This window comes from Kitasatospora sp. NPDC089509 (genome assembly GCF_044749365.1).
Lineage (GTDB): Bacteria > Actinomycetota > Actinomycetes > Streptomycetales > Streptomycetaceae > Kitasatospora.
In genome coordinates this window covers 1-24,316 of sequence record NZ_JBIVHS010000033.1, presented here as the reverse complement: position 1 = coordinate 24,316, position 24,316 = coordinate 1, and the positions used below count along the sequence as shown (strand labels likewise).

27 protein-coding genes are annotated in these 24,316 nt (G+C 72.5%); 16 read left to right on the top strand and 11 right to left on the bottom strand.

The genetic code is table 11. The annotated features are described in order from the left end of the window. The first annotated feature begins 34 nt into the window (after positions 1-34). From ACIP4P_RS40370 to ACIP4P_RS40355, 4 genes are all read left to right on the top strand, one after another. The gene (locus ACIP4P_RS40370; protein ID WP_400928011.1) at positions 35-1,354 is read left to right on the top strand and encodes an NYN domain-containing protein; all 1,320 of its coding nucleotides are present in this window, start codon (positions 35-37) and stop codon (positions 1,352-1,354) included. Between the two features lie 122 nt (positions 1,355-1,476). After that, positions 1,477-2,475 carry an ABC transporter ATP-binding protein gene (locus ACIP4P_RS40365; RefSeq protein WP_350515591.1) on the top strand — a complete coding sequence of 333 codons (999 nt, stop codon included), beginning with the start codon at positions 1,477-1,479 and terminating at the stop codon, positions 2,473-2,475. Then, positions 2,472-3,281, top strand: coding sequence for an ABC transporter permease (locus ACIP4P_RS40360; RefSeq protein ID WP_400928006.1), 810 nt, complete (start codon positions 2,472-2,474; stop codon positions 3,279-3,281). Before ACIP4P_RS40365 ends, ACIP4P_RS40360 begins: the two co-directional genes overlap by 4 nt. A 90-nt stretch (positions 3,282-3,371) precedes the next feature. After that, on the top strand, positions 3,372-4,145 hold the full coding sequence (locus ACIP4P_RS40355; protein ID WP_400928003.1) for a hypothetical protein: 774 nt from the start codon (positions 3,372-3,374) through the stop codon (positions 4,143-4,145). Between the two features lie 81 nt (positions 4,146-4,226). On the opposite strand, the gene ybaK is transcribed toward ACIP4P_RS40355, so the two are convergent. The 8 genes from ybaK to ACIP4P_RS40315 form a co-directional block, all read right to left on the bottom strand. Further along, positions 4,227-4,721: a Cys-tRNA(Pro) deacylase gene (gene ybaK / locus ACIP4P_RS40350; RefSeq protein ID WP_400928000.1), complete on the bottom strand. Its 495-nt coding sequence runs from the start codon at positions 4,719-4,721 to the stop codon at positions 4,227-4,229. Between the two features lie 38 nt (positions 4,722-4,759). Further along, complete coding sequence (locus ACIP4P_RS40345; RefSeq protein WP_350515588.1) at positions 4,760-5,488, bottom strand: LON peptidase substrate-binding domain-containing protein; 729 nt, start codon at positions 5,486-5,488, stop codon at positions 4,760-4,762. 77 nt (positions 5,489-5,565) lie between these two features. Next, a complete protein-coding gene (locus ACIP4P_RS40340) occupies positions 5,566-6,384 on the bottom strand; it encodes a hypothetical protein (protein WP_400927996.1) in 819 nt (272 codons plus the stop codon). 143 nt (positions 6,385-6,527) lie between these two features. Beyond that, the gene (locus ACIP4P_RS40335) at positions 6,528-7,319 is read right to left on the bottom strand and encodes a hypothetical protein (RefSeq protein ID WP_400927993.1); all 792 of its coding nucleotides are present in this window, start codon (positions 7,317-7,319) and stop codon (positions 6,528-6,530) included. 28 nt (positions 7,320-7,347) lie between these two features. After that, the gene (locus tag ACIP4P_RS40330) at positions 7,348-8,244 is read right to left on the bottom strand and encodes an aldo/keto reductase (RefSeq protein WP_400927990.1); all 897 of its coding nucleotides are present in this window, start codon (positions 8,242-8,244) and stop codon (positions 7,348-7,350) included. Further along, on the bottom strand, positions 8,241-9,428 hold the full coding sequence (locus ACIP4P_RS40325; RefSeq protein WP_400927987.1) for a cupin domain-containing protein: 1,188 nt from the start codon (positions 9,426-9,428) through the stop codon (positions 8,241-8,243). The genes ACIP4P_RS40330 and ACIP4P_RS40325 overlap by 4 nt, the downstream gene beginning before the upstream one ends. 13 nt (positions 9,429-9,441) lie before the next feature. After that, a complete protein-coding gene (locus ACIP4P_RS40320) occupies positions 9,442-9,582 on the bottom strand; it encodes a hypothetical protein (RefSeq protein WP_400927984.1) in 141 nt (46 codons plus the stop codon). A gap of 181 nt (positions 9,583-9,763) precedes the next feature. After that, positions 9,764-10,258 carry an ATP-binding protein gene (locus tag ACIP4P_RS40315; protein ID WP_400927981.1) on the bottom strand — a complete coding sequence of 165 codons (495 nt, stop codon included), beginning with the start codon at positions 10,256-10,258 and terminating at the stop codon, positions 9,764-9,766. A 203-nt stretch (positions 10,259-10,461) separates the two neighbouring features. On the opposite strand from ACIP4P_RS40315, the gene ACIP4P_RS40310 reads away from it, so the two are divergent. Both ACIP4P_RS40310 and ACIP4P_RS40305 read left to right on the top strand, forming a co-directional pair. Further along, complete coding sequence (locus ACIP4P_RS40310) at positions 10,462-11,769, top strand: helix-turn-helix transcriptional regulator (RefSeq protein WP_400927978.1); 1,308 nt, start codon at positions 10,462-10,464, stop codon at positions 11,767-11,769. Further along, positions 11,766-12,590, top strand: a complete 825-nt coding sequence (locus tag ACIP4P_RS40305; RefSeq protein ID WP_400927975.1) for a class I SAM-dependent methyltransferase — start codon at positions 11,766-11,768, stop codon at positions 12,588-12,590. Before ACIP4P_RS40310 ends, ACIP4P_RS40305 begins: the two co-directional genes overlap by 4 nt. A gap of 611 nt (positions 12,591-13,201) precedes the next feature. Here ACIP4P_RS40305 and ACIP4P_RS40300 read toward each other — a convergent pair. Continuing rightward, positions 13,202-14,779, bottom strand: a complete 1,578-nt coding sequence (locus tag ACIP4P_RS40300; RefSeq protein ID WP_400927972.1) for an oxidoreductase — start codon at positions 14,777-14,779, stop codon at positions 13,202-13,204. A 91-nt stretch (positions 14,780-14,870) separates the two neighbouring features. Here ACIP4P_RS40300 and hisD point away from each other — a divergent pair, with 91 nt between their 5' ends. The 8 genes from hisD to hisF are packed head-to-tail and all read left to right on the top strand — an operon-like array spanning position 14,871 to position 20,661. Continuing rightward, the gene (hisD, locus tag ACIP4P_RS40295) at positions 14,871-16,178 is read left to right on the top strand and encodes a histidinol dehydrogenase (protein WP_400927969.1); all 1,308 of its coding nucleotides are present in this window, start codon (positions 14,871-14,873) and stop codon (positions 16,176-16,178) included. Next, the gene (locus ACIP4P_RS40290) at positions 16,175-17,308 is read left to right on the top strand and encodes a histidinol-phosphate transaminase (protein WP_400927966.1); all 1,134 of its coding nucleotides are present in this window, start codon (positions 16,175-16,177) and stop codon (positions 17,306-17,308) included. Before hisD ends, ACIP4P_RS40290 begins: the two co-directional genes overlap by 4 nt. Before the next feature lie 6 nt (positions 17,309-17,314). Beyond that, complete coding sequence (gene hisB / locus ACIP4P_RS40285; RefSeq protein WP_350516577.1) at positions 17,315-17,908, top strand: imidazoleglycerol-phosphate dehydratase HisB; 594 nt, start codon at positions 17,315-17,317, stop codon at positions 17,906-17,908. Next, positions 17,905-18,057: a hypothetical protein gene (locus tag ACIP4P_RS40280; RefSeq protein ID WP_188302392.1), complete on the top strand. Its 153-nt coding sequence runs from the start codon at positions 17,905-17,907 to the stop codon at positions 18,055-18,057. The genes hisB and ACIP4P_RS40280 overlap by 4 nt, the downstream gene beginning before the upstream one ends. A 30-nt stretch (positions 18,058-18,087) precedes the next feature. Next, positions 18,088-18,723 (top strand): imidazole glycerol phosphate synthase subunit HisH, encoded by a 636-nt coding sequence (hisH, locus tag ACIP4P_RS40275; RefSeq protein WP_400927961.1) that lies wholly within the window; start codon positions 18,088-18,090, stop codon positions 18,721-18,723. A gap of 20 nt (positions 18,724-18,743) precedes the next feature. Beyond that, positions 18,744-19,466: a bifunctional 1-(5-phosphoribosyl)-5-((5-phosphoribosylamino)methylideneamino)imidazole-4-carboxamide isomerase/phosphoribosylanthranilate isomerase PriA gene (gene priA, locus ACIP4P_RS40270; protein ID WP_400927958.1), complete on the top strand. Its 723-nt coding sequence runs from the start codon at positions 18,744-18,746 to the stop codon at positions 19,464-19,466. Next, a complete protein-coding gene (locus ACIP4P_RS40265) occupies positions 19,463-19,894 on the top strand; it encodes a Rid family hydrolase (RefSeq protein ID WP_350516579.1) in 432 nt (143 codons plus the stop codon). The genes priA and ACIP4P_RS40265 overlap by 4 nt, the downstream gene beginning before the upstream one ends. After that, positions 19,891-20,661 (top strand): imidazole glycerol phosphate synthase subunit HisF, encoded by a 771-nt coding sequence (gene hisF, locus ACIP4P_RS40260; RefSeq protein WP_350516580.1) that lies wholly within the window; start codon positions 19,891-19,893, stop codon positions 20,659-20,661. The genes ACIP4P_RS40265 and hisF overlap by 4 nt, the downstream gene beginning before the upstream one ends. A gap of 79 nt (positions 20,662-20,740) precedes the next feature. Here hisF and ACIP4P_RS40255 read toward each other — a convergent pair whose 3' ends face one another. Then, a complete protein-coding gene (locus ACIP4P_RS40255) occupies positions 20,741-21,520 on the bottom strand; it encodes a VOC family protein (protein ID WP_400927953.1) in 780 nt (259 codons plus the stop codon). A 252-nt stretch (positions 21,521-21,772) separates the two neighbouring features. On the opposite strand from ACIP4P_RS40255, the gene ACIP4P_RS40250 reads away from it, so the two are divergent. Then, a complete protein-coding gene (locus ACIP4P_RS40250; protein WP_400927950.1) occupies positions 21,773-22,609 on the top strand; it encodes an arylamine N-acetyltransferase in 837 nt (278 codons plus the stop codon). A gap of 140 nt (positions 22,610-22,749) precedes the next feature. Next, a complete protein-coding gene (locus tag ACIP4P_RS40245) occupies positions 22,750-23,310 on the top strand; it encodes a hypothetical protein (protein WP_400927947.1) in 561 nt (186 codons plus the stop codon). Between the two features lie 12 nt (positions 23,311-23,322). Here the strand turns inward: ACIP4P_RS40245 and ACIP4P_RS40240 are convergent, their stop codons facing one another. Beyond that, positions 23,323-23,961 carry a TIGR03085 family metal-binding protein gene (locus ACIP4P_RS40240; protein WP_400927944.1) on the bottom strand — a complete coding sequence of 213 codons (639 nt, stop codon included), beginning with the start codon at positions 23,959-23,961 and terminating at the stop codon, positions 23,323-23,325. Between the last annotated feature and the right edge of the window lie 355 nt (positions 23,962-24,316).

The following is a 24,316-nucleotide window of genomic DNA, read 5'->3' as shown; positions in this document are numbered from 1 at the left end:
CGACCTTCGAGGGCGAGCGGAAAGAGGTGCGCAGATGGACCGCTGTGTCGTCCTGGTGGACGCCGGATACCTGCTGGGCGCCGCCGCCAGCCTGCTCGCCGGGGACCCCTCCCGCTCCAAGGTCAGCGTCGACCACACCGCGCTGATCAGCGCCCTGCGGGAACGCGCCGAGGCCGAGACCGGGCTGCCCCTGCTGCGGATCTACTGGTTCGACGCGGCCCCCGACCGCCGCCCGATGCCCGAGCACCGACGGCTGCGCGTGCTGCCCCGGGTCACCGTCCGGCTCGGCGCCCTCACCAGGGCCGAGGGGCGCTGGGTGCAGAAGGGCGTCGACGCCGCGATGCACGCCGAACTCTCCGAACTCGCCCGCAACGGCGCCTGCGCCGACGTCGTGCTGATCACCGGCGACGGGGACCTGCTGCCCGGCATGATGACCGCCAAGGAACACGGCGTCGCCGTCCACCTGTGGGCGCTGCAGGCCGCCGACGGGGACTTCAACCAGTCCGAGGACCTGGTGGGCGAGGCCGACGAACGGCGGGTGCTGGACCGGGAGTGGATCGAGGGGTCCTTCTCGCTGCGCGACCACTCCACCGTCTTCCCGGCCCCCGGCACGGGCGGCGCCCGGCAGGAGATCGCCAAGATCCTCGCCGCCCCGCCCGCCTCGCTGCCCAGCGTGGTGCCCCCGGTGGTCCGGCCCGTCGCCGCGACGGCCGCCGCCGAACCCGCCGCGAACGGGCGGCCGCAGCCGGCCGCGGCGCTGCGGGTGGTGCCCACCCCGAAGGACCTCGCCGGGCGGGTCTCGGCGGTCACCCCGGTCAACCCGATCACCTCGGTGGCCAACGGGCACGCCGCCAACGGGCACGCGGTCGGTGGGAACGGGGCCGGTGGGAGCGGGGCCGGTGGCAACGGGGCGAACGGGCAGTCGACGGGCGGGCCGGTGCTGCGCTGGTCCTCCGACCGGGGCTGGGTCGACCGGCCCGCGCCCGAGCCCTCCGTCACCGCCGGGGACGGCCTGCCCACCCTGGCCCAGCTGACCACCGCCGAGCAGCGCTGGGCCGACCGCGAGGAGGACATCACCACCATCGGCGGCGACGCCCACGAGGTCGGACAGGTCTTCGCCCGGCGCTGGAGCGACCGGCTCGGCGACCTCGAACGGCTCACCCTGCTCTGGCCCGACTACCCGCGCATCCCGCACCGGGTCGACGGCGAGCTGCTGCGCTACGCGGCCCGCTTCGGGCTGCTCGCGCACAAGGACGACCAGATCGACGAGCACGACCGCTACGCCATCCGGGCGGGGTTCTGGAAGGAACTGGCGGTCCGGGTGCCGGGCGGGTCGATGGTGGTGGACGACTGAGGACTGACGACTGACGGCTCCCGGCACGTCGGTGCTGATGGACGGCCGACGGCTCCCGGCGGGCCGCGGCGACCGGGACCCGTTGTCCGGTTCGCCCGTGTGAGCGCGTAGAGTCTCCGGTCGTGGAAGAGACGGGCGGGCGAGCACCCCAGGACACCCCGCCGTGCGTCGCCGTACGCGACCTGGTCAGGACCTATCGCAGCGGCCGCGGCGCCGCGGCCACCGAGATCCGGGCCAACGACGGCATCAGTCTGACCGTCCGACAGGGCGAGATCTTCGGGCTGCTCGGACCCAACGGGGCCGGGAAGTCCACCCTGGTCCGCCAGCTCACCGGGCTGCTGCGGCCGGACTCCGGGACGGTCGAACTGCTCGGGCACGACATCGTCCGGCACCCCGAACGGGCCGCCCGGCTGCTCGGCTACCTGGGGCAGGAGTCCACCGCCCTGGACGAACTGACCGTCGCGCTGGCCGCCGAGACCACCGGGCGGCTGCGCGGGCTCTCCCGGCCGGGAGCCCGTGCCGCGGCTGCGGACGTCATCACCGAACTCGGGCTGGAGCCGCTCGCCGGCCGGCCGCTCGCCAAGCTCTCCGGCGGACAGCGGCGGCTCGCCTGCTTCGCCGCCACCCTGGTGGGGGAACGGCCGCTGCTCGTCCTGGACGAGCCCACCACCGGCATGGACCCGATCGCCCGGCGGGCCGTCTGGTCGGCCGTCGACCGGCGGCGGGCCGAGCACGGGACGACGGTGCTGCTGGTCACCCACAACGTGATCGAGGCGGAGACCGTGCTGGACCGGGTCGCCGTGGTCGACGAGGGCCGGGTGATCGCCTGCGACACGCCCGGCGGGCTCAAGACGCTGGTGGACGGCGACGTCCGGCTCGACCTGGTCTGGCGGGACGAGGCGCCGATCGGGGTGCCCGCCGTCGCCGCCCTGGCCGAACGGGCCGAGCGCACCGGACGCCGCTGGACCGTCCGCACCACCCCCGAGCAGGCCCGCGAGCTGGTCGCCGCCGTCACCACCGGCCCGGCCTTCGCCGCCCTCGACGACTTCACCCTCGCCACCCCGAGCCTTGAGGACGCCTACCTCAAGCTGGGCGGCCGCCATGGAGGACTGGCCAAGTGACGCTGCTCTCTGCGCCCCCGCAGACCCGCCGGTCCACGGGGGACGCGGCCCCGCTCGCCCCCGCCGCCCGGCTGCTGCCCGCGCTCGCCGCGGTCTACCGGGCGCAGCTCACCCGGGCGAAGGTGGCCCGGCTCCCGCTGCTGTTCGTGGCCACCTTCCAGTCCATCGGCATCCTGGTGATGATGCGGGGCGTGGTGGACGCCGGCCAGAGCTCGGCGGCGCGTGCGGTGGTCGCCGGGTCCAGCGTGCTGGTGGTGGCGTTCGTCGCGCTGAACCTGCTGGCCCAGTACTTCGGCCGGCTGCGGGCCACCGGCGGCCTCGACCACTACGCGACGCTGCCGGTGCCGGCCGCCTCCGTGGTGCTCGGCGCGGCCGCCGCGTACGCCTCGTTCACGCTGCCCGGGACGCTCGTCACGGCGGCGATCGGCGCGGTGATGTTCGGGCTGCCGCTCGGCCAGCTGTGGGTGCTCCTCGCCGTCGTACCGCTCGCCGGGGCCGCCCTCTCCGGGCTCGGCGCGGCCTGCGGGCTGCTGGCGCCGCGGCAGGAGATCGCGACCATGCTCGGGCAGCTCGGCATGTCGGCGGCGCTGCTGCTCGGCGTGCTGCCGGTGGACCACCTGCCGCAGCCGGTGCTGTGGGTGCGCGACCTGCTGCCCTCGACGTACGGGGTGGAGGCGTTCTCCCGGACCTTCGCACCCGACCCGGACTGGGGGATGGTGCTGGTCGACCTCGGGGTGTGCGCGGGGGTGGGCGTGGTGTCGCTGGCCCTGGCCACCTGGGCGTACCGCCGGGCGGTCTCGCGGTAGGCGCTGTCCTGGGAGCTCGGCTCGGGTGGTGGGCTCCGGTTGGGCTCGGGTGGTGGGCTGTCCGGACGGCTGTCGTGAAACGATGGCCCCGTGACCGTACCGAACACACCTCCGGATCCCGCCCGCGCCGACGGGCCGGTCGAGCCGGGAGCCGCACCCGACCCGTTCGCACCGCCGCCCGTCCTCGACGGCGAGCCGCCCGCCGGGCTGCCGGAGGCCCCGCCCGTCGTGGCGCGCCGGCTGCCGGCCGAGCTGCGGATCGGCTCCGGGGTGGTGCTCGCGTGCCTGCTGGTCGGACTGGTGATGGCCGGGCTGTGGGCCTGGCTGGCGCCCAAGGTGCCGCTGGTCGTGGACGGCGACCGGATCCTCTACGTGGACCCCGAGGGCGAGCAGCGGGCCGGCGCGGACGCGGTGTTCGTGCTGATCGGGCTGGGCGCGGGCATCCTCACCGCGCTCGGGGCCTTCCTGGTGACCCGCAAGCGCGGCGGCGGGATCGCGGTCGCGCTCGGGTTGGCGATCGGCGGACTGCTCGGCTCGATCGGGGCCTGGCGGATCGGCCGCTGGCTGGGGCCCGGCGACGACCTGATCGGCGAGGCCCGGCGGGTCGGCAACGGCGGGCACTTCGACGCGAGCATCGACCTGGGGGCGCTGGGGGCGCTGCTGGTGTGGCCGATGGCGGCGATGGTGGTGCTGCTGGCTCTGTCGGCGGCGTTCGGGAAGCGGGAGGAGGACCCGCCGCCGTACTGGGGGGTGCCGGCGGGGACGTACGGGGACCCGGCGGGGCAGGCTCCGGAGGCTGCGGGGGAGGTGCCTCCGGTGGTTCCTCCGGTGGTGCCGAGTGCGGAGGACCGGCGGCCGGGCTGAGGTCGTGAGCGGTGCGGAGAACCCCGCGTCCCTTCCGGGGCGCGGGGTTCGTGTTGCGCGGGTTCAGCGGGTTCAGTGGGTTCAGCGGGCGATGGGGGCGGTGCGGGCCTCGGTGAGGGCGATGAGGTCGGCGGGGGAGAGCTCGACCTCAAGGCCGCGTCGGCCCGCCGAGACGTAGACCGTGGGGTGGGCGAGGGCACTGGCGTCGATCACGGTGCGCAGCGGGCGGCGCTGGCCGAGCGGGGAGATGCCCCCGAGGACGTAGCCGCTGCTGCGCTCGGCGGCGGCCGGGTCGGCCATGGCGGCGCGCTTGCCGCCGACGGCCGTGGCCAGGGCTTTGAGGTCGAGCTGGCCGGCGACCGGGACCACGCCGACGGTGAGGGTGCCGTCCACGTCGGCGACCAGGGTCTTGAAGACGCGTTCGGCGGCCACGCCCAGCGCCTCGGCGGCCTCGCCGCCGTAGGAGGCGGCGGCCGGGTCGTGCTCGTAGGCGTGGATGGTGAAGGGGACGGCGGCGGTCTCCAGGGCGACGGTGGCGGGGGTGCCCTGGCCGCCCTTCTTCGGCTTCTTGGCCATCTGCGGGTGCCTCGTGGTGGGTCGCGGTGTCAGTGGTCTCAGTTGGGGCTGAACGACTGGCGGGTGAGGTCGACCGCGGGCAGCGAGGGCAGCCAGCTGAGCACGGCGCTCTCGCGGCGCAGCAGGTCGAGTTCGGCGCGCAGCCGCTGGGCGGTGTCCGGGCAGGCGAGCAGCTGCTGCTTGACCGGGGTCTCGAACACCGAGGCGGCGGCGACCAGGTAGGAGAGCACCTGGGCGTCGTCGGGGAGCTGCTGGCGGCCGTGGGTGCTGGCCTCGCGGGCGCCGGCCAGGCGCTTCTGGTAGACCCGGAAGGCCCGCTCCACCTCGGCGGCGAGGGCGCCGGAGCCCTCGCCCGGGAGTTCCTCGATCAGCTCGGTCTCACCGGTCAGGTAGGGGCCGGTGACGTCCACCGAGCGGAGCCGGAACCGGGTGGTGCCGGTGACCAGCAGCTCGTAGCGGCCGTCGGGCTGGGCCTGGACGGAGGAGACGTCGGCGACGCAGCCGATGTGGTACAGCGCCTCCAGCGGGTCCCCGGTGGTGCCCAGGCCGTCGAGCGGGCCGGCCGGGCCGTCCTCGGCGGGCCGGACCGGGGCGGTCTCGCGGCCGTCCTTGATGGCGAGCACGCCGAACCGGCGCGGCTCGTCCTCGGACTGTTCCAGCAGGTCGGCGACGAGACGGCGGTAGCGCTCCTCGAAGACGTTCAGGGGCAGCACGAGGCCCGGGTAGAGCACGGTGTTCAGCGGGAAGAGCGGCAGCCGTTCTGTCACGGCGGACAGCGTAGTTCCCCGGGGCCTGCCCGTGTCGCGCGGTTACCGCAGCGCCGACCCGCGGACACGCACCGTGTTCACACGATGGCGAACAGCCCGCCCCCGCGCAACGCCGCCCGGGCCCGTGCGGCGCCGCCGGCTGCGACGGCGGCGCCGATGCCGAGCGCGGGGGTTCTGGTGCCGCCGAGGCCCGCGCAGGGGCGGCAGATCCCGGGGCGGGGCACGGGGTCGTGGCACTCGGCGCACTCCGTGGGGGAGGGCTGCGGGGTCCGGACGGGTGGCAGTTTGCGTTGGAGCCGGTCGCGGAGGATCGCTGCCGGGGAGTGCACCGGCCGCGGCAGCCCGGGGAGCAGTGCGAGGGCCAGTTCGGCTTCGCTGCCGCCCCGTTCCAGCCACTGGGCGACGAGGGGAGCCAGCTGCAGCGCCTCGGCCTCGCCGAGGCGCAGCAGCGGCTCGGGCCGGATCGCGCGGAACAGCGTGGCCACGGCGGCGCGGATCCGTTCGTCCGGGAGGGTGGGTTCTTCCCCCGGGTCCTTTACGGAAGGGGTGACAGCGCGGCCGGTGTCCCGCTCGCCGGAGGCCGGGCGGGGGACAGCCGGTGCGAGCTGCGGGGTGTCGAAGACGTGGGCCTCGGAACGGAGGGTCCCGTCGGGCAGCCGGACGGTGTCGACGCGGTAGTACCCGGCGTCCTTCAGCTCCTTGAGCGCCCGCCGGACGGCCCCGCGCCCCTGCGGACTGCTGTCGGCCATGTGCCGCCCGTCCTCGCGCCACCCGTTCGGGCGGGAGAGCAGGTCGGCGAGGAGGCCGCGGGCGGTGTAACTGAGCCGACGGTCCTGGAGAAGGCCGTTGGGAAGCACGATGAACGAGCGCGCGTGGGCGCTACGATGAATCTGCATCTGGAGTGACTGCTCCTGTGCCGGACCCCGGGGTGTTGGTAGCACCGCCGGGGTCAACTATGTTCTGTTGACGATGCGGAAAGTAGCACAGACGCTACGCTGGGTGTCAACTGCTTGCGAGGGCAAGGCGATAGAGCGCTGCGTTACCCCTTCGTCAAACATGCAAGACGTGTCCGAAGTGCCTTCTTCAGTTCAAGGTTGTCGCCCCGGGTGATTGTTTGCAGCAGTTCGGTGATGACGACGAGTTCTGCGAACCTTCCGGCGGGGGTATCGAGAATGTGCCCGAGCTGCCGCCGGATTTCTGCGGCCGTGTCGGGTACGAGGAGGCTGTACGAGTGCAACAGTGCCGCGTCGTACCCGGCGGGCGCGGCGCCCCAGCCTTCCCAGTCGAGGACAGTGAGGGTCGGACTTGTGAGGTTGGCCCAGTGCAGATCGCCGTGGGCGGTCGTCCAGGCGGGCGCCTTGGTGTCGATCGGGATGCCCAGGTACTGGGGCATGGCGCGGTCCAGGTATTCCTGCCGGACCGCCACCCGGTGGCTGGGAACGGTGGCAATGGTGTCGAGGGCGGTGCTGAGTTCGTCCCACCAGGCGTCGTCCAGGTCGGGCGCTTTCCGGAGGATCGGCTCGTGGGTGGTGATGGTGGGGGCGGTGGTCTTGTCGTACAGCTCCGCAAGGTAGCCGTGCTCGCCGTCGGTCCAGGTGCGCCGTTCCCGCAAGTGGGGTCTCGGGACCGCGGGAGGCATGACTCGTTCTGCCTCCCGCGGTCCCTCCCAGAGCTTTCCGCCGGCCTTGTCGGCCGGGGCGGACACCAGGCGGAGCCAGCCCTCGCCGGATGCGGTGGCGACCGGACGGCTGAGGGTTCGTCCGCGCCAGCCCCACGCTTCGCGGGAGCCGGTGGGCGTCGCGTCGAGTGCCGCCGCTGCTGCGGCGTGCATCCCGCGCATCCGCCTGGCGGTGTCCGGCTCAGGTTCCGAGTACATCAACGACCCTTCGGAGTACGTCCGGAGATAGTGGCGGTCGGCCGACGGCTTCGGCGGCCTGCCCCCAGTGTTCCGGGTTCCCCGTCGACAGGAGCACGCGCTTCACTCCGGGGGCTGAAGCGACGACGGCGAGGGCGGTCTCGGCGGGGGTCTTGCCCGGGGTGATCAGTTCGGACAGTTCTGGGGTCACCATGCCAGGGATCTCGCCACCGTGGAGCGGGGCGGAGGCGAACACCTCCAAGCCCGCAGCCAGGGCGTCGGCCAGCGGGCCGTGTCCGTCGAGAGCCTGGGCGACGGGCGCGAGGTGGACGAGGGAGACGGGGATCTGGATGGCCCGAAGGTGATGGTTCGGCCCGCCGGCCTTGGCTGCGAGTTCGATCAGCGTGGGTACATCGAAGAGGCCGCTGCTGAAGCCGCACCAGGTCGCCACTCCGTAGGCGCTGATGATCTGTTGGCTGCACGCCTCCTCCAGGGCCAGGAAGGCTTTGTAGAGCCGGTCGGTGAGCTCGCGGTCCGCGCAGTCGTGTTCGGGGTTGTGCACGAACACCAGATCGGGCGCCCGGCCGAGCATGAGCCTGCTGCGCGCGAGCTGCCAGGCGATGTAGTCCGGGGCGAGGCAGTGCCCGCGGTCGGCGTCCGCAGCGGACAGGACACCGGCCCGCACGCCGATGTGCGTGGCGCCGGCCGGGACGAAGCCCACCTTGGTGGAGACGCGCAGATCCGGGTAGGCAGCCAGAACCACGGCGAGCGAGGTCTCCGCCAGGCCGCCTGCGTAGTTGGGCGCGGTGTCCACCCAGTCGGCGCCCCGGGACGCGGCCATCACCGCGGCCTCGGCCACATCGGGGCAGCGGTAGGTGCCGAGGCCCAGCCGGGCCGTCATCGCGCACCTCCGATCGCGGCGGCCTGGCCGTTGACCAGCTCCGTCACGACACCAGCCGCCTGCCCGAGAGTGATGTCTGCGGCCTGCGCGAGATCGGCCAGCCGGTGAGGTTTCCCGTCGGCGAGGAGCGCGAGCATCGGCTCGGCCTTCGCGGCGAACGTCCACTCCTCACCGCCGGCGGTCAGCCGGACGGTGCCGTCGGACACGGCCGTGAGCGCGGGCCTCGCGGTGACCAGACGCACCTGGAGGTCGGCGTCCGGCGGCGCCGCCGTGATGTGCGGCAGAGACGGCGCGAGCCGGGCTCGCTCGGTGGCGTCACACGCGGAGGAGAAGCGGGCGATCAGGTCGTCGCTTTCCAACTCGGCCGTGATGAGCTTGCCGATCGTGTTGAGGAAGGCGTGCTGCTCCTCGGCGGTCCCGAAGCGCGGGAGGTCCGCCCGGACCGCCTCGTGGGCGCGCAACGTCTCCGACAGCCAGGTGATCAGATCGGCGCCCGTCGTGCTCTGCAGCCCGCACGTGACATGCAGCGAGTGCTGACCCTCGGACGCGGCGACGGCGTGCCACCAGCCCCGGGGCAGATAGAGCACATCGCCGGCGGTGAGAACCAGGTCGGCGACGGGTTCCGCGGGCGGCGGTTCGGGCGTCTCGACGTCGCGGTGCATCGGCACCATGCGGGTGGGGCCGTAGATACGCCAGCGCTTCGCGCCGTCGAGCTGGACGACGACCACGTCGTGATCGTCCCAGTGGACACCGAAGCCTTCGATGCCGGTCCAGGAACCGTACAGGTTGACCTGCACGCCGGTTCGCAGCCACCGCTCCAACTGGCCGGCCAGAGCACCGATTCCGGGGTGCAGCTCGTCAACGGCGTCCAGCACCAGCGTGGCACCCTCAGCCAGACGCTGGTGCAACTCGGAGGGCTGGAGCTGCTGCCAGACGGTGCTCCGCCGGGTGACGATCGGCCGGGAGTACGTGTGCGCGGGCAGCTGCTCCCCGTTGGTGGCGAGTCGGAAGCGAGGGGGTTCGAACCGGTGGTGGGTCAGGATGGCGTTGAGGTCATCCCAGCTCATGATTCCGGCGAGTGACGCGGCTTCACCGCGTGCGACCTTGAAGCTGCGGCCGAGCGTCCGGGCGAGGAAGTCATCCCCGCCCAGACGCTCGACCACCGAGAAGTGCTCGGCGGTCATCGTGATGCAGCTGTCAGTCGTTGGTGTCGGTTCGGCCGGTGGAGCCGCCGTCCGACGGCTGCTCGCCGCGCGATCGGGCCGCGGCGACCTTCGCGCGGGCGACCAGCAGGCCGTCGCCCTCCAACTCGGTGTTGGTCGTCAGGTTCTCGGGCATGGAGCACTCCTTCGGAGTCATGGGGCGGGCCGACTGCCCGGCCCCGTCGTGGGTGCAGCGATGGATCCGTTGCCAGGGCAAGCCGCTGGAAAGGAACCTCAGGTGCTTATGCCGCGTGGCTGTTGACCAGCGCGGGCACCCGCATCCCCCCAAGCCCGCGTCGGGGCGGGAGGAAGTCTTGTCAGACGCTGGTCGGCACGACGTCCCGTGCCTTCGGGGCAGCGGCCCTCACCAGCGCGGTGAGTCGCTCGTCGCCTGAAACGGCCGCGGTGGTGCCGACCTCGAACCAGATCCGTTTGCCGGTGGGGTCCGGCTCGGCGCCCCAGTCCGTCGCGAGCGCTGCCACCAGGAACAGCCCTCGCCCGCCTGTGGCGCCGAGATCGATCCCGCCTGCAGCCGGCAGCTCGTGGCCGACATCCGTCACCTCGACGCGCAGCCGCTCACCGTCCCAGGACACGCACACGACGCACGGGGCGTCCGTGTGGCACACGGCGTTGGTGATCAGCTCGCTGGACAGCAACTCGACATCGCGGAGCGCGTCCTCCGCCAGCGGCAAGCCCCAACCGCGCACGGCCCGTATCACCCGCCGCCGGGCGTCCGGCACGGCCTCGGCACTGGGCAGCACGCGAAAGCCGAACGGGGCGGGGGCAGTGGCTTGGCGAGTGGTGACGGACATGAGCGCGGACCTTTCACCGGGACGAGGTCGACAGCGGGCCGATTCGCGCCGGGATTCACCCGGCAGGTATCTACAGAACCGTCTCCAACGCCGGTGAACCAGAGCAGAATTGAGGTGGCAATGAGGCATCCGTGCTGCAAACCCGGGCATGACCTGGCCTGTTATGGCTACGGACGAACTGACGTACCTCTGGAGGACGCGGGATGGCATCCAGGAGGTCCCGGCTGATCCAGCGCAGGGAGGCTGTCGGCCACACCCAGGAATCCCTGGCTGAAGCCCTCGACGTGGACCGCACGACCGTGGGGCGATGGGAAAGCGGTAGAGGCGCCCCGCAGCCCTGGATGCGACCGAAGCTCGCCCGCGCCCTGGGACTCTCGCCCGACCAGTTGGCCGACCTGCTGGCAGTAGCCCCTGCAGCCGCCGAAGCAGTTCCACTGTCCAGCAGCGTCGGCGACGCCTCGGCTCTTGTGCCTGTCCGGCGCGCAGGCCGCCATCTCGTCGTGGCTGTGGCAGCCGACTCGGCGGAGTCCGCGCTCTTCCTTCGCTTCGCCAGCGCGTCCAACGTGGACGACACTCTGCTCGAACAAATCGACGCGGACATCGCGAGGCTGGCAGGGGACTACGTGAGCAAGCCGGTGTCCGAGCTCTTCCACGACATCGGAACCCTCCGGCGAGGAGTGTTCGAATTACTCCGAGGACGCCAACACCCCTACCAGACAAGCCATCTCTATCTGCAAGCCGGACGCCTCTGCGGCCTGGCCACCCATGTCGCCCTCGACCTCGGCCAGTACACGGCTGCGGCCACGCATTCGCGAACGGCCTGGCGCTGCGCGGAGTCAGCCGGCCACAACGGTCTCCGGGCGTGGATCCGATCCGTCCAGTCCCTGATCGCCTACTGGCAGCAGGACCACCGCCAGGCCGCCGAGCTGGCCAGAGCCGGACTGCCGCACGCGGACAGCGGGACGATCGCAGCCCGGCTGCTCAGCCTCGAAGCACGGGCCACTGCCGCGCTCGGCGACAGCGCGAGCGCGCTACGAGCCGTCGAGGCCGCCAGGGCCGCAAGGAGCGCAGTGGCCGACGCTGATCTCCCGGGCGTGTTCACGTTCCCCGAGGCCAAGCAGTGGGCCTACGCAGGCACCGCCCTCCTTGCAATCGACAGCCACCGTCACGTGAACCGTGCCATCGAGGCGTCCTCAAGGGCCATCAGCCTGTACGAGGCCGCACCGCAACAGGAACAGTCCTCCGGCGACCTGCTGGCCGCCCGCCTCGACCTTGCCAACGCCCACCTCGCCCACGGTGACCTCGACGGCGTACAGGAGAAGCTATCGGTGGTGTTGGACGCCGCACCGGACCGGCGAACAGCGAGCATCTCCAGTCGCCTCCGTGCACTGAGCACTCGTCTCGCTGAACCCGCCTACGCAGGCTCCCCAATGGTCCTGAGTCTCCGTGAGAATGTCAGAGAAGTCTGCTCCCGACCCGCACTGACGAACCCTCCGGAGCTGCCCCAGTGACGAGCAACACGGCACAGCAGGACGCCGCAGTCGCCGACAAGGCGATCCTCGCGAACAGCGCCTATGCCGACGGACGCCACCTGGCGGCCCGCCAGTCCATCTACCGGTGGCAGCAGCCGCAGTACGACCTGCCCGGGATCGTCGTCGAAGAACTGGCCGACACCAGCGGCACAGTTCTCGACATCGGCTGTGGCAACGGCAAGTTCGTCAGCCGCCTGCACAAGGAGCGCCCGGACCTCCAGGTCGTCGGGATGGACATCTCGGCGGGCATCCTCGCCGACGTCGAGAAGCCCGTCCTGGTGGCCGATGCCCAGGCCCTGCCCTTCGCCGACGACAGCGCCGATGCCGTACTCGCCCTGCACATGCTGTACCACGTCAGCGATATCGAGGCCACGATCAATGAACTGGCCCGTGTCCTCCGGCGGGGCGGCGTGCTCATCGCCTCGACCAACAGCGACACCGACAAGCAGGAGCTGGACCGGCTCTGGGCCCGGGCCGCGGGCGAGATCCTCGGTATCCCTGAGGGGCCGGCGCGGGTATCGCTCAGCTCCCGCTTCTCCCTGGAGAAGGCCCCCGACTTCCTCAAAGCGGCATTCAAGGACATCCGGGTCCGGGAGTTGCCCGGCATCATCGAGGTCACCGATCCCGCACCGATCGTCGCCCATCTGGCCTCCTACGAAGCATGGGCCGATCAATGCGGTGTCCCGTTCCACGAAACCGTCAGCCGGGCAGCCGAGATCGTCACTGCCACGATCGAGGCTGAGGGGTCATTCAAGATCACATGCCTTGGCGGCATCCTGATCTGCCGTCATCCTCTCTAGATCTGCACAGGAAGTCGGTCTGGTCGACTTCCTGTGCAGATCAGGAAGCTTGGCAACGGGCGGTCGGAGTGAGGAGAGGATCACCCTTATCGTTTCGGCGGCCCCGGCCAAATTGGCCGGGGCCGCCGCTGATTTCGCAGTTCGCGAGTCGGCGCATTCGGGCGGCCTGCCAAGTGTTTGGGCGGGCCCGCGCCCTGGGCGCGGGCCCGCCGTTGCCTCTTCATTCCGGGAAGGGGTGGGCGGGTGGGTAACTCACTTCTTTTCCTGGGCGGGCCCGCGTGCTTGCACGCGGGCCCGCCCAAACGCTCATCGGGCTGCTACTACACCAGCTCGTCGCTGTTGTGCAGGCGGCCCGGCCGAATCGGCCGGGCTGCCCAGGTACTGCTGGGTTTCGTGGAAGGGGTGGGTGGGCGCTCGGTCTTGGGCGGGCCCGCGCTGTTGGGTGCCGGGCCGCCTGGGTTCTCAACGGGTCTTGGTCTGAGGTGTGGGCACTCGGCGTAGGAAGTCGGTGTGGCCGACTTCCTACGCCGAGTGGTCGACGGAGCGATGAGGGCGGGGCGGGCGTGCGGGTCCGGGGTGTGAGCCCGCCTCCGGGGCGGAGCCGGGGTGGGTCAGCCGCGTTGGAGGAGGCGGCTGGCGCCGGTGAGGACGGTGGAGGCGAGGAGCCAGCCGACGACGACGAGGCCGGCGGAGATCCACTGGGAGGCCCCGCCGGGGTTCCAGGCGCCCTGGTTGAGGTCGACGATCGGCAGCAGTTTGTCGAGGGTGAAGAGCACGGCGTTCCAGTGCGGGCGCTCGTCGGGTTTGAGCGGTTCCGGCTGGTGGGTGGCGAACCAGATGCTGCCGAGGGCCCAGGCGAGCAGCAGCCACAGGCCGGCCCGGCCGGGGCGGTAGCCGTAACCGACGGTGACGTCCTGGACCTGGCCCCAGAGCCGGGCGGGCAGGGGCAGGGTCTCCTGGCGGCGGCGCTGCTTGGCGTACAGCACCTGCCGGGCGTCGTCGTCGGCGCCGTCGCGGCGCAGGGCGGCGGCGAGCTGTTCGTAGGACTCCGGCTGGAACTCGACCGCGGAGCCCTCCAGCCAGTCGATCCGCTGCTGGACGGTGAACTGGCCGACCGGGCGGAGGTTCTCGTAGACGAAGCCGGTCAGCCGCAGGTGCCGGCCGAGCGGCCAGGCCTCCGGGGTGTCGACCAGGTTGCCGACCCGGGCGCGGGACAGCGAGACCATGCCGGTGGGCCGGATCTTGCAGGTGAAGCGGAGTTCGGGGGTGTGGATGCGGCGCAGGGAGAGCTCGTCGTCACCCTCCAGGTGGAATTCGCCGGAGATCAGGCAGGCGGCCTCGAAGCGGGCGTCGGAGAGCCGCACCTGGCCGTGGGCGCGGAAGGGGGTGCTGGGGGCGTCGGGCGGGGGGCTCTGGCCGTAGCCGGAGCCGTAGTAGCTGCGGGAGCCGTACCAGCCGACGTCGGCGGAGCTGGTCAGGTAGAGGGTGTGGCCGACGTTGAGCCGGACCGCGTTGAGGCAGACCCGGTTCTGCGGGTCGGCGTGCAGTTGGGCGCCGCGGAGCGAGAGCCGGCCGCCTATCCGGGCCGTGCGGACGCTCAACTCGCCGTGCGTCTCCAGGCGTTCGGCCTCGAAGTCCTGGTGGACGGTCATCCCGTCGGCGGACACCGCGCGGCCGAAGCGGTCGCCGCCGATGACGGCCAGGTTGAGCAGCAGGTCGGTGCCGATCCTGGCGTCGGTGAGCCGGACGCCCTCGGGGATCCGGCAGCGGGCCAGGTGGAGGTCGCCGGTGGTGGCGAGCCGGGAGGCCTCCAGCCGGGGGATCAGGCAGTCGACCATGCGCAGGGTGGTGGCCGAGGCCTCCGAGATGAGGATCTTGTGCTCGAAGCGGCAGCCGCGCAGTTCGACGTAGCGATCGATGTGGCCGCCGGCCAGGTTGAGCGCCCCGGTGACGGTCACCCCGCTCATCCGCAGCGAGGCGACCCGCCCGGCAGTGGGCTGGGGGCCGGCCAGCAGCAGGTGGGCGAGGACCTCGGCGCTGACCGTCCGCTCCGGCCCCCACGGGACGTCCCCGAAGGGGTCGTCGATGTCGTTCCGGCCACATCGGCGGTCGAAGACCTCCCCCTCCCGGAAGGCCTCCCAGAGCCCCTGTTCGGTGTCGGACCAGCCCGCTGGAGCGCTTTCCGCCATGCTTTTCCCCGTCCCCCCGGTCGTCTCGCCTTTCGTATCACGGACTGAAATGTGGGACCACCCGTTCCGGCCACTCCTTACACTGGGTGGCGTGATCTCTCGAATCGACCTCCGCGGCTCGCTGGACGACCCGCGTGACCTGCTGCCCCGTGCCGAGTTCGACGTGGCGGCCGCCCTGGAGAAGGTGCGGCCGATCGCCGAGGACGTACGCCATCGCGGGGTCGCGGCGCTGATCGAGATCACCGAGCGCTTCGACGGCGTCCGGCTGGAGTCGACCCGCGTCCCGGCCGAGCAGTTCACCGAGGCGCTGGAGACGCTGGACCCGAAGGTGCGGGCCGCGCTGGAGGAGTCGATCCGCCGGGCCCGGACCGTGCACGCGGACCAGCGCCGGACCGGGCACACCACCCAGGTGGTGCCGGGCGGCACGGTCACCCAGCGCTGGGTGCCGGTCGAGCGGGTCGGGCTGTACGTGCCGGGCGGGCTGGCGGTCTACCCGTCCTCCGTGGTGATGAACGTGGTGCCGGCCCAGGAGGCGGGCGTGACGGGCATCGCGGTGACGTCGCCGCCGCAGAAGGAGTTCGGCGGCCGGGTCCACCCGACCATCCTGGCGGCCTGCGCGCTGCTCGGCGTGGACGAGGTCTACTCCGTCGGCGGAGCCCAGGCGGTGGCGATGTTCGCCCTCGGCACCGAGGAGTGCGCGCCGGTCAACATGGTCACCGGCCCGGGCAACATCTACGTGGCCGCCGCCAAGCGGCTGTTCGCCGGCCGGATCGGCATCGACTCCGAGGCCGGCCCGACCGAGATCGCCGTCCTCGCCGACGACAGCGCCCTGCCGAGCGACGTGGCCGCCGACCTGATCAGCCAGGCCGAGCACGGCCCGACCTCCGGCTCGGTGCTGGTCACCGACTCCGTGGCGCTGGCCGACGCGGTCGAGGTGGAGCTGATCGCCCAGGTCGGCCGGACCAAGCACAGCGAGCGGGTCGCCGAGGCGCTCGGCGGCCGGCAGTCCGGCATCATCCTGGTCGACGACCTGACCCAGGGCCTCGCCGTGGTCAACGCCTACGCGGCCGAGCACCTGGAGATCCAGACCCGCGACCCGCACGCGGTGGCGGCGAAGGTCGTCAACGCCGGTGCGATCTTCATCGGCCGCTGGACCCCGGTCTCGCTGGGCGACTACGCGGCCGGCTCCAACCACGTGCTGCCGACCGGCGGCTGCGCCTGCCACTCCTCCGGGCTGTCGGTGCAGACCTTCCTGCGCGGCGTCCAGGTCGTCGAGTACGACCGGGAGGCGCTGGCGGACGTCGCCGCGCACGTGGTGAACCTGGCGAACGCCGAGGACCTGCCCGGACACGGCGACGCGATCAAGGCCCGCTTCGACTGGACGGTACCCGGCTCGTGAGCACTCCTGAGAACCGCACTGAGAACCGCACCACCCGCATCGACGACCTGCCCGTCCGGGACGAGCTGCGCGGCCAGTCCCCGTACGGCGCGCCCCAGCTGGACGTGCCCGTCCAGCTGAACACCAACGAGAACCCGTACCCGCTGCCCGAGGAGCTGGTGGCCCGGATCGCGGAGCGGGTCGCCGAGGCCGCCCGCGGCCTCAACCGCTACCCGGACCGGGACGCCGTCGAGCTGCGCGAGGGCCTGGCCGACTACCTGACCCGCACCACCGGCTTCCCGGTGGGCCGCGCCCAGGTGTGGGCCGCCAACGGCTCCAACGAGGTGCTCCAGCAGCTGCTGCAGACCTTCGGCGGCCCCGGCCGCAGCGCGCTCGGCTTCGAGCCCTCCTACTCGATGCACGCGCTGATCTCCCGGGGCACCGGCACCGCCTGGATCTCCGGCCCGCGGCGCGACGACTTCACCATCGACGTGGACGCCGCGGTCGAGGTCATCGCCGAGCAGCGGCCCAACGTGGTCTTCGTCTGCTCGCCGAACAACCCCACCGGGACGGCCGTCACGGCCGACACCGTGCTGCGGCTGTACGAGGCCGCGCAGGCCGCCCGGCCCAGCCTGGTGGTGGTGGACGAGGCGTACGTCGAGTTCTCGCACCGCGCCTCGCTGCTGCCGCTGATCGAGGGCCGCCCCAACCTGGTGGTCAGCCGCACCATGTCCAAGGCCTTCGGCGCCGCCGGGCTGCGGCTGGGCTACCTGGCCGCCGACGCCGCCGTGGTGGACGCCGTCCAGCTGGTGCGCCTGCCGTACCACCTGTCGGCCGTCACCCAGGCCACCGCGCTGGCCTGCCTGGAGCACACCGACACCCTGCTGGGGTACGTCGGACGGCTCAAGGAGGAGCGCGACCGGCTGGTCGACGCGCTGCGCGCGATGGGCCTGGAGGTGACCGACTCGGACGCCAACTTCGTCCAGTTCGGCCGCTTCGCCGACACCCACGCCGTCTGGCAGGCCATCCTCGACCAGGGTGTCCTGGTCCGTGACAACGGCGTCCCCGGGTGGCTGCGCGTCACCGCCGGCACGCCCGCCGAGAACGACGCCTTCCTGGACGCCGTCCGCAATGTGATCAAGGAGCTGTAACCCCTCATGTCCCGCATCGGACGCGTCGAGCGCACCACCAAGGAGACCTCCGTCCTGGTCGAGATAGACCTCGACGGCACCGGTCGGACCGACATCTCCACCGGCGTCGGCTTCTACGACCACATGCTCGACCAGCTCGGCCGCCACGGTCTGTTCGACCTCACCGTCAAGACCGACGGCGACCTGCACATCGACACCCACCACACCATCGAGGACACCGCCCTCGCGCTCGGCGCCGCCTTCAAGCAGGCGCTCGGCGACAAGGTCGGCATCTACCGCTTCGGCAACTGCACGGTGCCGCTGGACGAGTCGCTCGCCCAGGTCACCGTCGACCTCTCCGGCCGGCCCTACCTGGTGCACACCGAGCCCGAGAACATGGCGCCGATGATCGGCAGCTACGACACCACGATGACCCGGCACATCCTGGAGTCCTTCGTCGCCCAGGCCCAGATCGCGCTGCACGTGCACGTCCCGTACGGCCGCAACGCCCACCACATCGTGGAGTGCCAGTTCAAGGCGCTGGCCCGGGCGCTGCGCTACGCCGCCGAGCACGACCCGCGCGCGGCCGGCATCCTCCCGTCGACCAAGGGTGCGCTGTGAACAAGACCGCGACGATCCTCCTCTTCGTCGGCCTCTTCCTGGCCGGCGGAGTGATCTCCTTCTGGAAGCAGAAGCTGCCGAAGGGCGTCATCCTGGTGCTGGCCATCGGTGCCGTGATGTGCCTGGGCTCCGGCCTCATGCGCCTCTAGACCCGCCGTAGAGAGACTGGACACCTGAACATGGGCAAGAACGTCGTCGTCCTCGACTACGGCTCCGGCAACCTGCGCTCCGCGCAGCGCGCCCTGGAGCGGACCGGGGCGAACGTCACGGTCAGCTCCGACTACGACACCGCGATGGCCGCGGACGGCCTGCTCGTCCCCGGCGTGGGCGCCTTCGAGGCCTGCATGCGCGGGCTGAAGTCCGTCCGCGGGGACTGGATCATCGGCCGCCGGCTCTCCGGGGGCCGCCCGGTCATGGGCATCTGCGTCGGCATGCAGATCCTCTTCGAGAAGGGGGTCGAGCACGGCGTCGAGACCGCCGGCTGCGACGAGTGGCCGGGCATCGTGGAGCCGCTGGACGCCCCGGTCGTCCCGCACATGGGCTGGAACACGGTGGACGTGCCCGAGGGCAGTCGGATGTTCGCCGGCCTGGACCCGCAGACCCGCTTCTACTTCGTGCACTCCTACGGGGTGCGGCACTGGGAGCTGGAGACCCACAGCGCGCGGATCGATCCGCCGCTGGTCACCTGGGCCACGCACGGGCAGCCGTTCGTCGCCGCCATCGAGAACGGCCCGCTGTGGGCCACCCAGTTCCACCCCGAGAAGTCCGGCGACGCCGGCGCCGCCCTGCTGACCAACTGGGTCAACACCCTCTGACCGTCTGAGAGTTGTTTCTGATGAGCCTTGAGCTGCTGCCTGCCGTCGACGTCCGGGACGGCCAGGCCGTCCGCCTGGTCAAGGGTGCCTCCGGCACCGAGACCTCCTTCGGCGAGCCGCTGGCCGCCGCCCTCGCCTGGCAGAACGCCGGCGCCGAGTGGCTGCACCTGGTCGACCTGGACGCCGCCTTCGGGACCGGCAGCAACTACGAGCTGCTGCGCGAGGTCACCGGACAGCTGGACATCAAGGTCGAGCTGTCCGGCGGCATCCGCGACGACGAGTCGCTCGCCCGCGCGCTCGCCACCGGCTGCACCCGGGTCAACCTCGGCACCGCCGCCCTGGAGGCCCCCGAGTGGGTCGCCAAGGCCATCGCCGAGCACGGCGACAAGATCGCCGTCGGCCTGGACGTGGTCGGCACCACCCTGCGCGGCCGCGGCTGGACCCGCGACGGCGGCCAGCTCTTCGACGTGCTGGCCCGGCTGGACGCGGAGGGCTGCGCCCGCTACGTCGTCACCGACGTCAACCGGGACGGCACCCTGACCGGCCCCAACCTGCAGCTGCTGCGCGACGTCTGCGCCGCCACCGACCGCCCGGTGGTCGCCTCCGGCGGCGTCTCCTCGCTGGACGACCTGCGCGCCATCGCCTCGCTGACCGGCGAGGGTGTCGAGGGCGCCATCGTGGGCAAGGCCCTCTACGAGCAGAAGTTCACCCTCGAAGAGGCCCTGGAGGCGGTTTCAGGATGACGGAACGTCAGGTCGTACGCGGTCGGGTCACCGGATTCTCGCACTGGGAGGACGCGATCGGCTCGGCGCAGGCGGTCGCCGCCGGTGACCACGTGCACGTGGCGGGCGCCCGCCCGCTGGTGGACGGCGTCCTCCACGGCGAGGGCGACCCCTACGAGCAGACCGTCGCCGCCTTCGGCAACGCGCTGGCGGCACTGGCCGCGTACGGACTGACGGCGGACGACGTGGTCCGCACCCGGATGTTCCTCATTCACGCCCGCGACGTGGACGCGGTGGGCCGCGCCCACCGCGAACTCTTCGACACCGTGAGGCCGGTGGTCACCCTGGTGGTGGTCGACGGGCTGATCGACTCCCGGATGATGGTCGAGGTCGAGATCGACGCGTACCGCACCGGGCTGGCAAAGACCCTGGAAGGCAAGCAGCCGTGACCCTCGCAGTACGTGTCATCCCCTGCCTGGACGTGGACGCCGGGCGGGTGGTCAAGGGCGTCAACTTCCAGAACCTGCGCGACGCCGGCGACCCGGTCGAGATGGCCAAGCTCTACGACGCCGAGGGCGCCGACGAGCTGACCTTCCTCGACATCACCGCCTCCTCCGGCGACCGCGAGACCACCTACGACGTGGTCCGCCGCACCGCCGAGCAGGTGTTCATCCCGCTCACCGTCGGCGGCGGCATCCGGGCCGTCGAGGACGTCGACAAGCTGCTGCGGGCCGGCGCCGACAAGGTCGGCGTCAACACCGCGGCCATCGCCCGGCCGGAGCTGGTCCGGGAGATCGCCCAGCGGTTCGGGCGCCAGGTGCTGGTGCTGTCGGTGGACGCCCGGCGCTGCCCGGACGGCGTGGAGACGGCCTCCGGGTACGAGGTCACCACCCACGGCGGGCGGCAGGGCACCGGCCTGGACGCGGTCGAATGGGCGGGCCGCGCGGCCGAGTTGGGGGCGGGCGAGATCCTGCTCAACTCGATGGACGCGGACGGCACCAAGGACGGCTACGACCTGGAGATGATCCGGGCGGTGCGCAAGGCCGTCTCGGTGCCGGTGATCGCCTCCGGTGGGGCGGGCCGGCTCGCGGACTTCGCGCCGGCCGTCGAGGCGGGCGCGGACGCGGTGCTGGCGGCCAGTGTGTTCCACTTCGGGGACCTGCGGATCGGCGAGGTCAAGAACGCGCTGCGGGAGGCCGGGCACCCGGTGCGGTGAATCCGTCCCGCGAGGAGGGCCCGCCGCTCGATCGAGCGGCGGGCCCTCCTGCTGCGTGCTCAGGGGTCCTGCTGCGTGCTCAGGACTCCTGGGGCTCGCCCTTGATCAGCGCGAAGGGGGCGCCGTTCGGGTCCGCCAGCCAGGCGATCCGGCCGACGTTCGCCACGTCCGCGGCCGGCATCAGCACCGTGCCGCCGGCCGCCGTCGCCTTGGTCACCAGCGCGTCCACGTCGGCGGCGGCGAAGTACGGCGTCCAGGCGGAGGGCTGGTCCTCCTGCATGGTCGGGGCGATGCCGCCGAAGGCGGTCTGCTGCTGGTCGCCGTCGGCGGTCGAGATCACCCGGTAGTTCATGCCCGGGGACGGCTCGAAGTTCTCCACCCGCCAGCCGAACAGGCCGTGGTAGAAGGAGAATCCGCCGTCCTGGTCCGAGGTGTGCAGCTCGGCCCAGACCAGGGTGTTGTCCTCGGAGACGGCGTCCAGCCCGGTGGTGTCGCCGGCCTGCCAGATCGCGAACCGGGCGCCCTGCGGGTCGGCGACCTGGGCGAACCGGCCCTCCTGCATCACGTCCGCGGGCGGGACCAGGACCTTGCCGCCGGCCTTCTCGGCGGCCTGGGCGGTGGCGTCCACGTCCGCGGTGCGGAAGTACGTCGTCCAGGAGGACCGGTCGCCCGGGTCGAGCGGGCCGACCGCGCCGACCGTGTTGCCGTTCAGCTGCAGGAAGCCGTAGCCCATCGCCCCCGGGATCTCCTGGAAGGTCCAGCCGAAGACCTTGCCGTAGAACGCCGCGGTGGCGGGGATGTCCGGGCTGCCCAGGTCGATCCAGCAGGGCGAGCCGAGGGGGAAGTCGGTGGTGATCATGAGGTGGTGCCCCTTTGACGGGAGGTGGTGCCCCTTGACGGAGAGTGACCGGGACGGTTCCGTCGGGGGCGCACACGCCCCTGCCCGGCCCTCTGCGAGTCTGCACCCGGGTGCGGACATCCGCAGCCGGGGCGCGCCGGGGTGGGACCGGGCGGTACGTGACCGAGGGTGACCGGGTGGGCGGGGGTGCGGTGGCTGCCTAGGTCCAAGGACCGATGGCCCGCGGACGCCGACGCGGGATGGAATGGGCGGATGGATCATGAGAAGGCGCACGAAGGGCTGACCCCGGCGGTACGGGCGGCGTACCTGGAGCGGATCGGGGTGACGGACCCCGGGGTGCCCACCGAGGCGAACCTGGCGCGGCTGCAGTGGGCCCATCTGCGGGCGGTGCCGTTCGAGAACCTGAGCATCCACCTCGGGGAGCCGGTCGTGCTGGACCCGGCGGCCCTGGTGGCGAAGGTGGTGGACCGCCGGCGGGGCGGCTTCTGCTACGAACTCAACGGCGCCTTCGCCGAGTTGCTGCGCTCGCTGGGGTACCGGGTGAGCCTGCTGGCCGCCCGGGTCTTCGACCGGGAGCGGCTCGGGCCGCCCTTCGACCACCTCGCCCTGCGGGTCGACCTGGCGGAACCCTGGCTGGTCGACGTGGGCTTCGGGCGGTTCAGCCACCAGCCGCTGCGGCTGGACGAGCGCGGCGAACAGGCCGATCCGCAGGGCGTGTTCACGATCGTCCCGGGCGGCCCGTACTGGGAGCTGGACGTGCTGATGGACGGCGCGCCGCAGTACCGGCTCGACCCGCGCCCGTACCCGCTGGCCGACTTCGGCCCGACCTGCTGGTGGCAGAGCACCTCGCCGCAGTCCCCCTTCGCCAAGGGGGCCACCTGCACCCTGCCCACCGGGGACGGCGGCCGGATCACCCTCAGCGGCCACCGGCTCATCCGCACCGCGCCCGACGGGACCCGCGACGAGCGGCGGCTCACCGACGCGGAGGCGCTGGCGGCGTACCGGGAGCACTTCGGGATCGCGCTCGACCGGCTGCCGGCCCAGCCGGCCGTGCCCGCGCAGGCCGGGGAGGCCGTTGCGGTGGTCTGATGGCGGACAGGGTAGCCAGGCGCGCGGCCGTCCGGGGCCGGAACGCGGCATTCGTCCGGGCGGTGCCGCCGCTGTCCTACGCTCTTCCCGAGCGGCTCCGGCCGCACACCAACTCGACTATCCGGCAAGGTGGTTCACCGGTGATGGAGCAGTACGCCGACGACGGCGAGGTCACCTACCAGCAGGTGACGGTGGTCTCCCTCGCGGCCTGCGGCCCGGTCGGCCCGGCGCGGACCGCGGTCCGGGTCGTCCGCGAGGGCATGACGGTCAAACGGGTCGCGGGCTACTGGGTGCGCTGGGACGAGCGCCGGGCGGGCGAGGAGCTCCGCCACCACGCGCGCTGGGTCCCCGAGGAGGAGTACGTCCGGCCCGGCACCGGCAGCCTGGACGGCACGCTCGCCGTCACGGTGGCCGCCTACTGGTCGGACCCGGACGGCGCCTTCCACGGCCGCCCCGCCACCGAGACCACGGTGACCTTCCGCCCCGGCGGGACGACGCACGAACTGGTGCTGGAGCAGCTCGCCCCGCATCGCCCGTCCGCCCTGTCGGTGCAGCTCACGGACGCCCGCTGGCTGGGCGACGGCGACGGCGGGCCGATCCACTACGGCTTCGCGGGCGCCACCGAGGCGGAGCCGGGCGGCGAGGGCGAGTGGCTGGTCCGCCACCCGGAGTGCGGCACCGGACTGGCCGACCGGCGGTAGGACGTTCCTGCGCTACGGCAGCGGCAGGGCGTGCCGCAGGGCCTCGACGGCGTCGGCAGCGCCGTCGACCGTCAGGACGGTCCGGGCACCGCGGCCGTACGCGAACAGGACCAGCTCGCCCGGCTCGCCGGTGATCCGCACGGTCGGGGCGCCGGCCGGGCCGACCGTCAGCGACTGCCCGTCCGGGCGGGTCAGCACCAGCCGCACGGGGGAGCGGCGGCCCGCCTCGAAGCGGGCGATCATCGGCAGCCGCCGCCACAGCGCCTCGGCTCGCCCTGGCGGCACCGGCTGCGCCGTCCACTCCTCGCCCGCCCGCGCGACGTCCTCCGCGTGCACGAAGTACTCCACGGTGTTCGCGACCTCGTCCGCCCCGGGCAGCGCGAACAGCGACAGCACCGGCGGGCCGGCCCGGAACAGCCGCACCAACTCCTCGTACGGGCGCTGCGCGTAGCCGTCCTGCACCCGCTTCGTCCACCCGGCCAGCGCCCCGACCCGGATCCCGGGAGCCGCGTCGGCACGGTGCTCCCGCACCACCAGGTGCGCGGCCAGATCCCGGGTCGTCCACCCGGCACACAGGGTGGGCGCCTCCGGCCCCGCATCGACGAGCAACTGGGCGAGACGGTGCCGTTCGGCGAGCGCATGGTTCGACATGCCACCAGCCTAGGGCTCCGCCCACCCGACCCGGCAGCCCACCCACTCCCGGAGCGCCGACCGCTCAGCGCCCTGCCCGGTGGCCGGCCCGGCCCACCGCTGAGCCGCCCGGCACAGCCCGGCAGTCCACGGGTCGGGGTCGTCTCCGGCGATGTCGGGTTCCTGCCCCGCGTTGTGATTCCTTCTTTTCCTCAATGACCTTGAGGTCCTCACTTTTTGAGCGGGAAGTCCATGTGGCCGACTTCTCGTGCGGGGGAAAGGTCACCAGGGTGGTCGCGTCGGGGGGGGGGGGGGGGCCCCCGGGGGGCGGGGGGGGAGGGGGGGGTGTGGTGTTTGGGGGCCGATTTGGTTTTTT

Bases quoted from the DNA above. Each gene is read 5' to 3' on its own strand.
- ACIP4P_RS40370 (WP_400928011.1), top strand. From the start codon at position 35: ATGGACCGCTGTGTCGTCCTGGTGGACGCCGGATACCTGCTGGGCGCC.
- ybaK (WP_400928000.1), bottom strand. From the start codon at position 4,721: ATGGCCAAGAAGCCGAAGAAGGGCGGCCAGGGCACCCCCGCCACCGTC.
- ACIP4P_RS40340 (WP_400927996.1), bottom strand. From the start codon at position 6,384: ATGCAGATTCATCGTAGCGCCCACGCGCGCTCGTTCATCGTGCTTCCC.
- ACIP4P_RS40335 (WP_400927993.1), bottom strand. From the start codon at position 7,319: ATGCACGCCGCAGCAGCGGCGGCACTCGACGCGACGCCCACCGGCTCC.
- ACIP4P_RS40330 (WP_400927990.1), bottom strand. From the start codon at position 8,244: ATGACGGCCCGGCTGGGCCTCGGCACCTACCGCTGCCCCGATGTGGCC.
- ACIP4P_RS40325 (WP_400927987.1), bottom strand. From the start codon at position 9,428: ATGACCGCCGAGCACTTCTCGGTGGTCGAGCGTCTGGGCGGGGATGAC.
- ACIP4P_RS40320 (WP_400927984.1), bottom strand. From the start codon at position 9,582: ATGCCCGAGAACCTGACGACCAACACCGAGTTGGAGGGCGACGGCCTG.
- ACIP4P_RS40315 (WP_400927981.1), bottom strand. From the start codon at position 10,258: ATGTCCGTCACCACTCGCCAAGCCACTGCCCCCGCCCCGTTCGGCTTT.
- ACIP4P_RS40310 (WP_400927978.1), top strand. From the start codon at position 10,462: ATGGCATCCAGGAGGTCCCGGCTGATCCAGCGCAGGGAGGCTGTCGGC.
- ACIP4P_RS40300 (WP_400927972.1), bottom strand. From the start codon at position 14,779: ATGGCGGAAAGCGCTCCAGCGGGCTGGTCCGACACCGAACAGGGGCTC.
- hisB (WP_350516577.1), top strand. From the start codon at position 17,315: ATGTCCCGCATCGGACGCGTCGAGCGCACCACCAAGGAGACCTCCGTC.
- hisH (WP_400927961.1), top strand. From the start codon at position 18,088: ATGGGCAAGAACGTCGTCGTCCTCGACTACGGCTCCGGCAACCTGCGC.
- priA (WP_400927958.1), top strand. From the start codon at position 18,744: ATGAGCCTTGAGCTGCTGCCTGCCGTCGACGTCCGGGACGGCCAGGCC.
- ACIP4P_RS40265 (WP_350516579.1), top strand. From the start codon at position 19,463: ATGACGGAACGTCAGGTCGTACGCGGTCGGGTCACCGGATTCTCGCAC.
- ACIP4P_RS40255 (WP_400927953.1), bottom strand. From the start codon at position 21,520: ATGATCACCACCGACTTCCCCCTCGGCTCGCCCTGCTGGATCGACCTG.
- ACIP4P_RS40250 (WP_400927950.1), top strand. From the start codon at position 21,773: ATGGATCATGAGAAGGCGCACGAAGGGCTGACCCCGGCGGTACGGGCG.
- ACIP4P_RS40240 (WP_400927944.1), bottom strand. From the start codon at position 23,961: ATGTCGAACCATGCGCTCGCCGAACGGCACCGTCTCGCCCAGTTGCTC.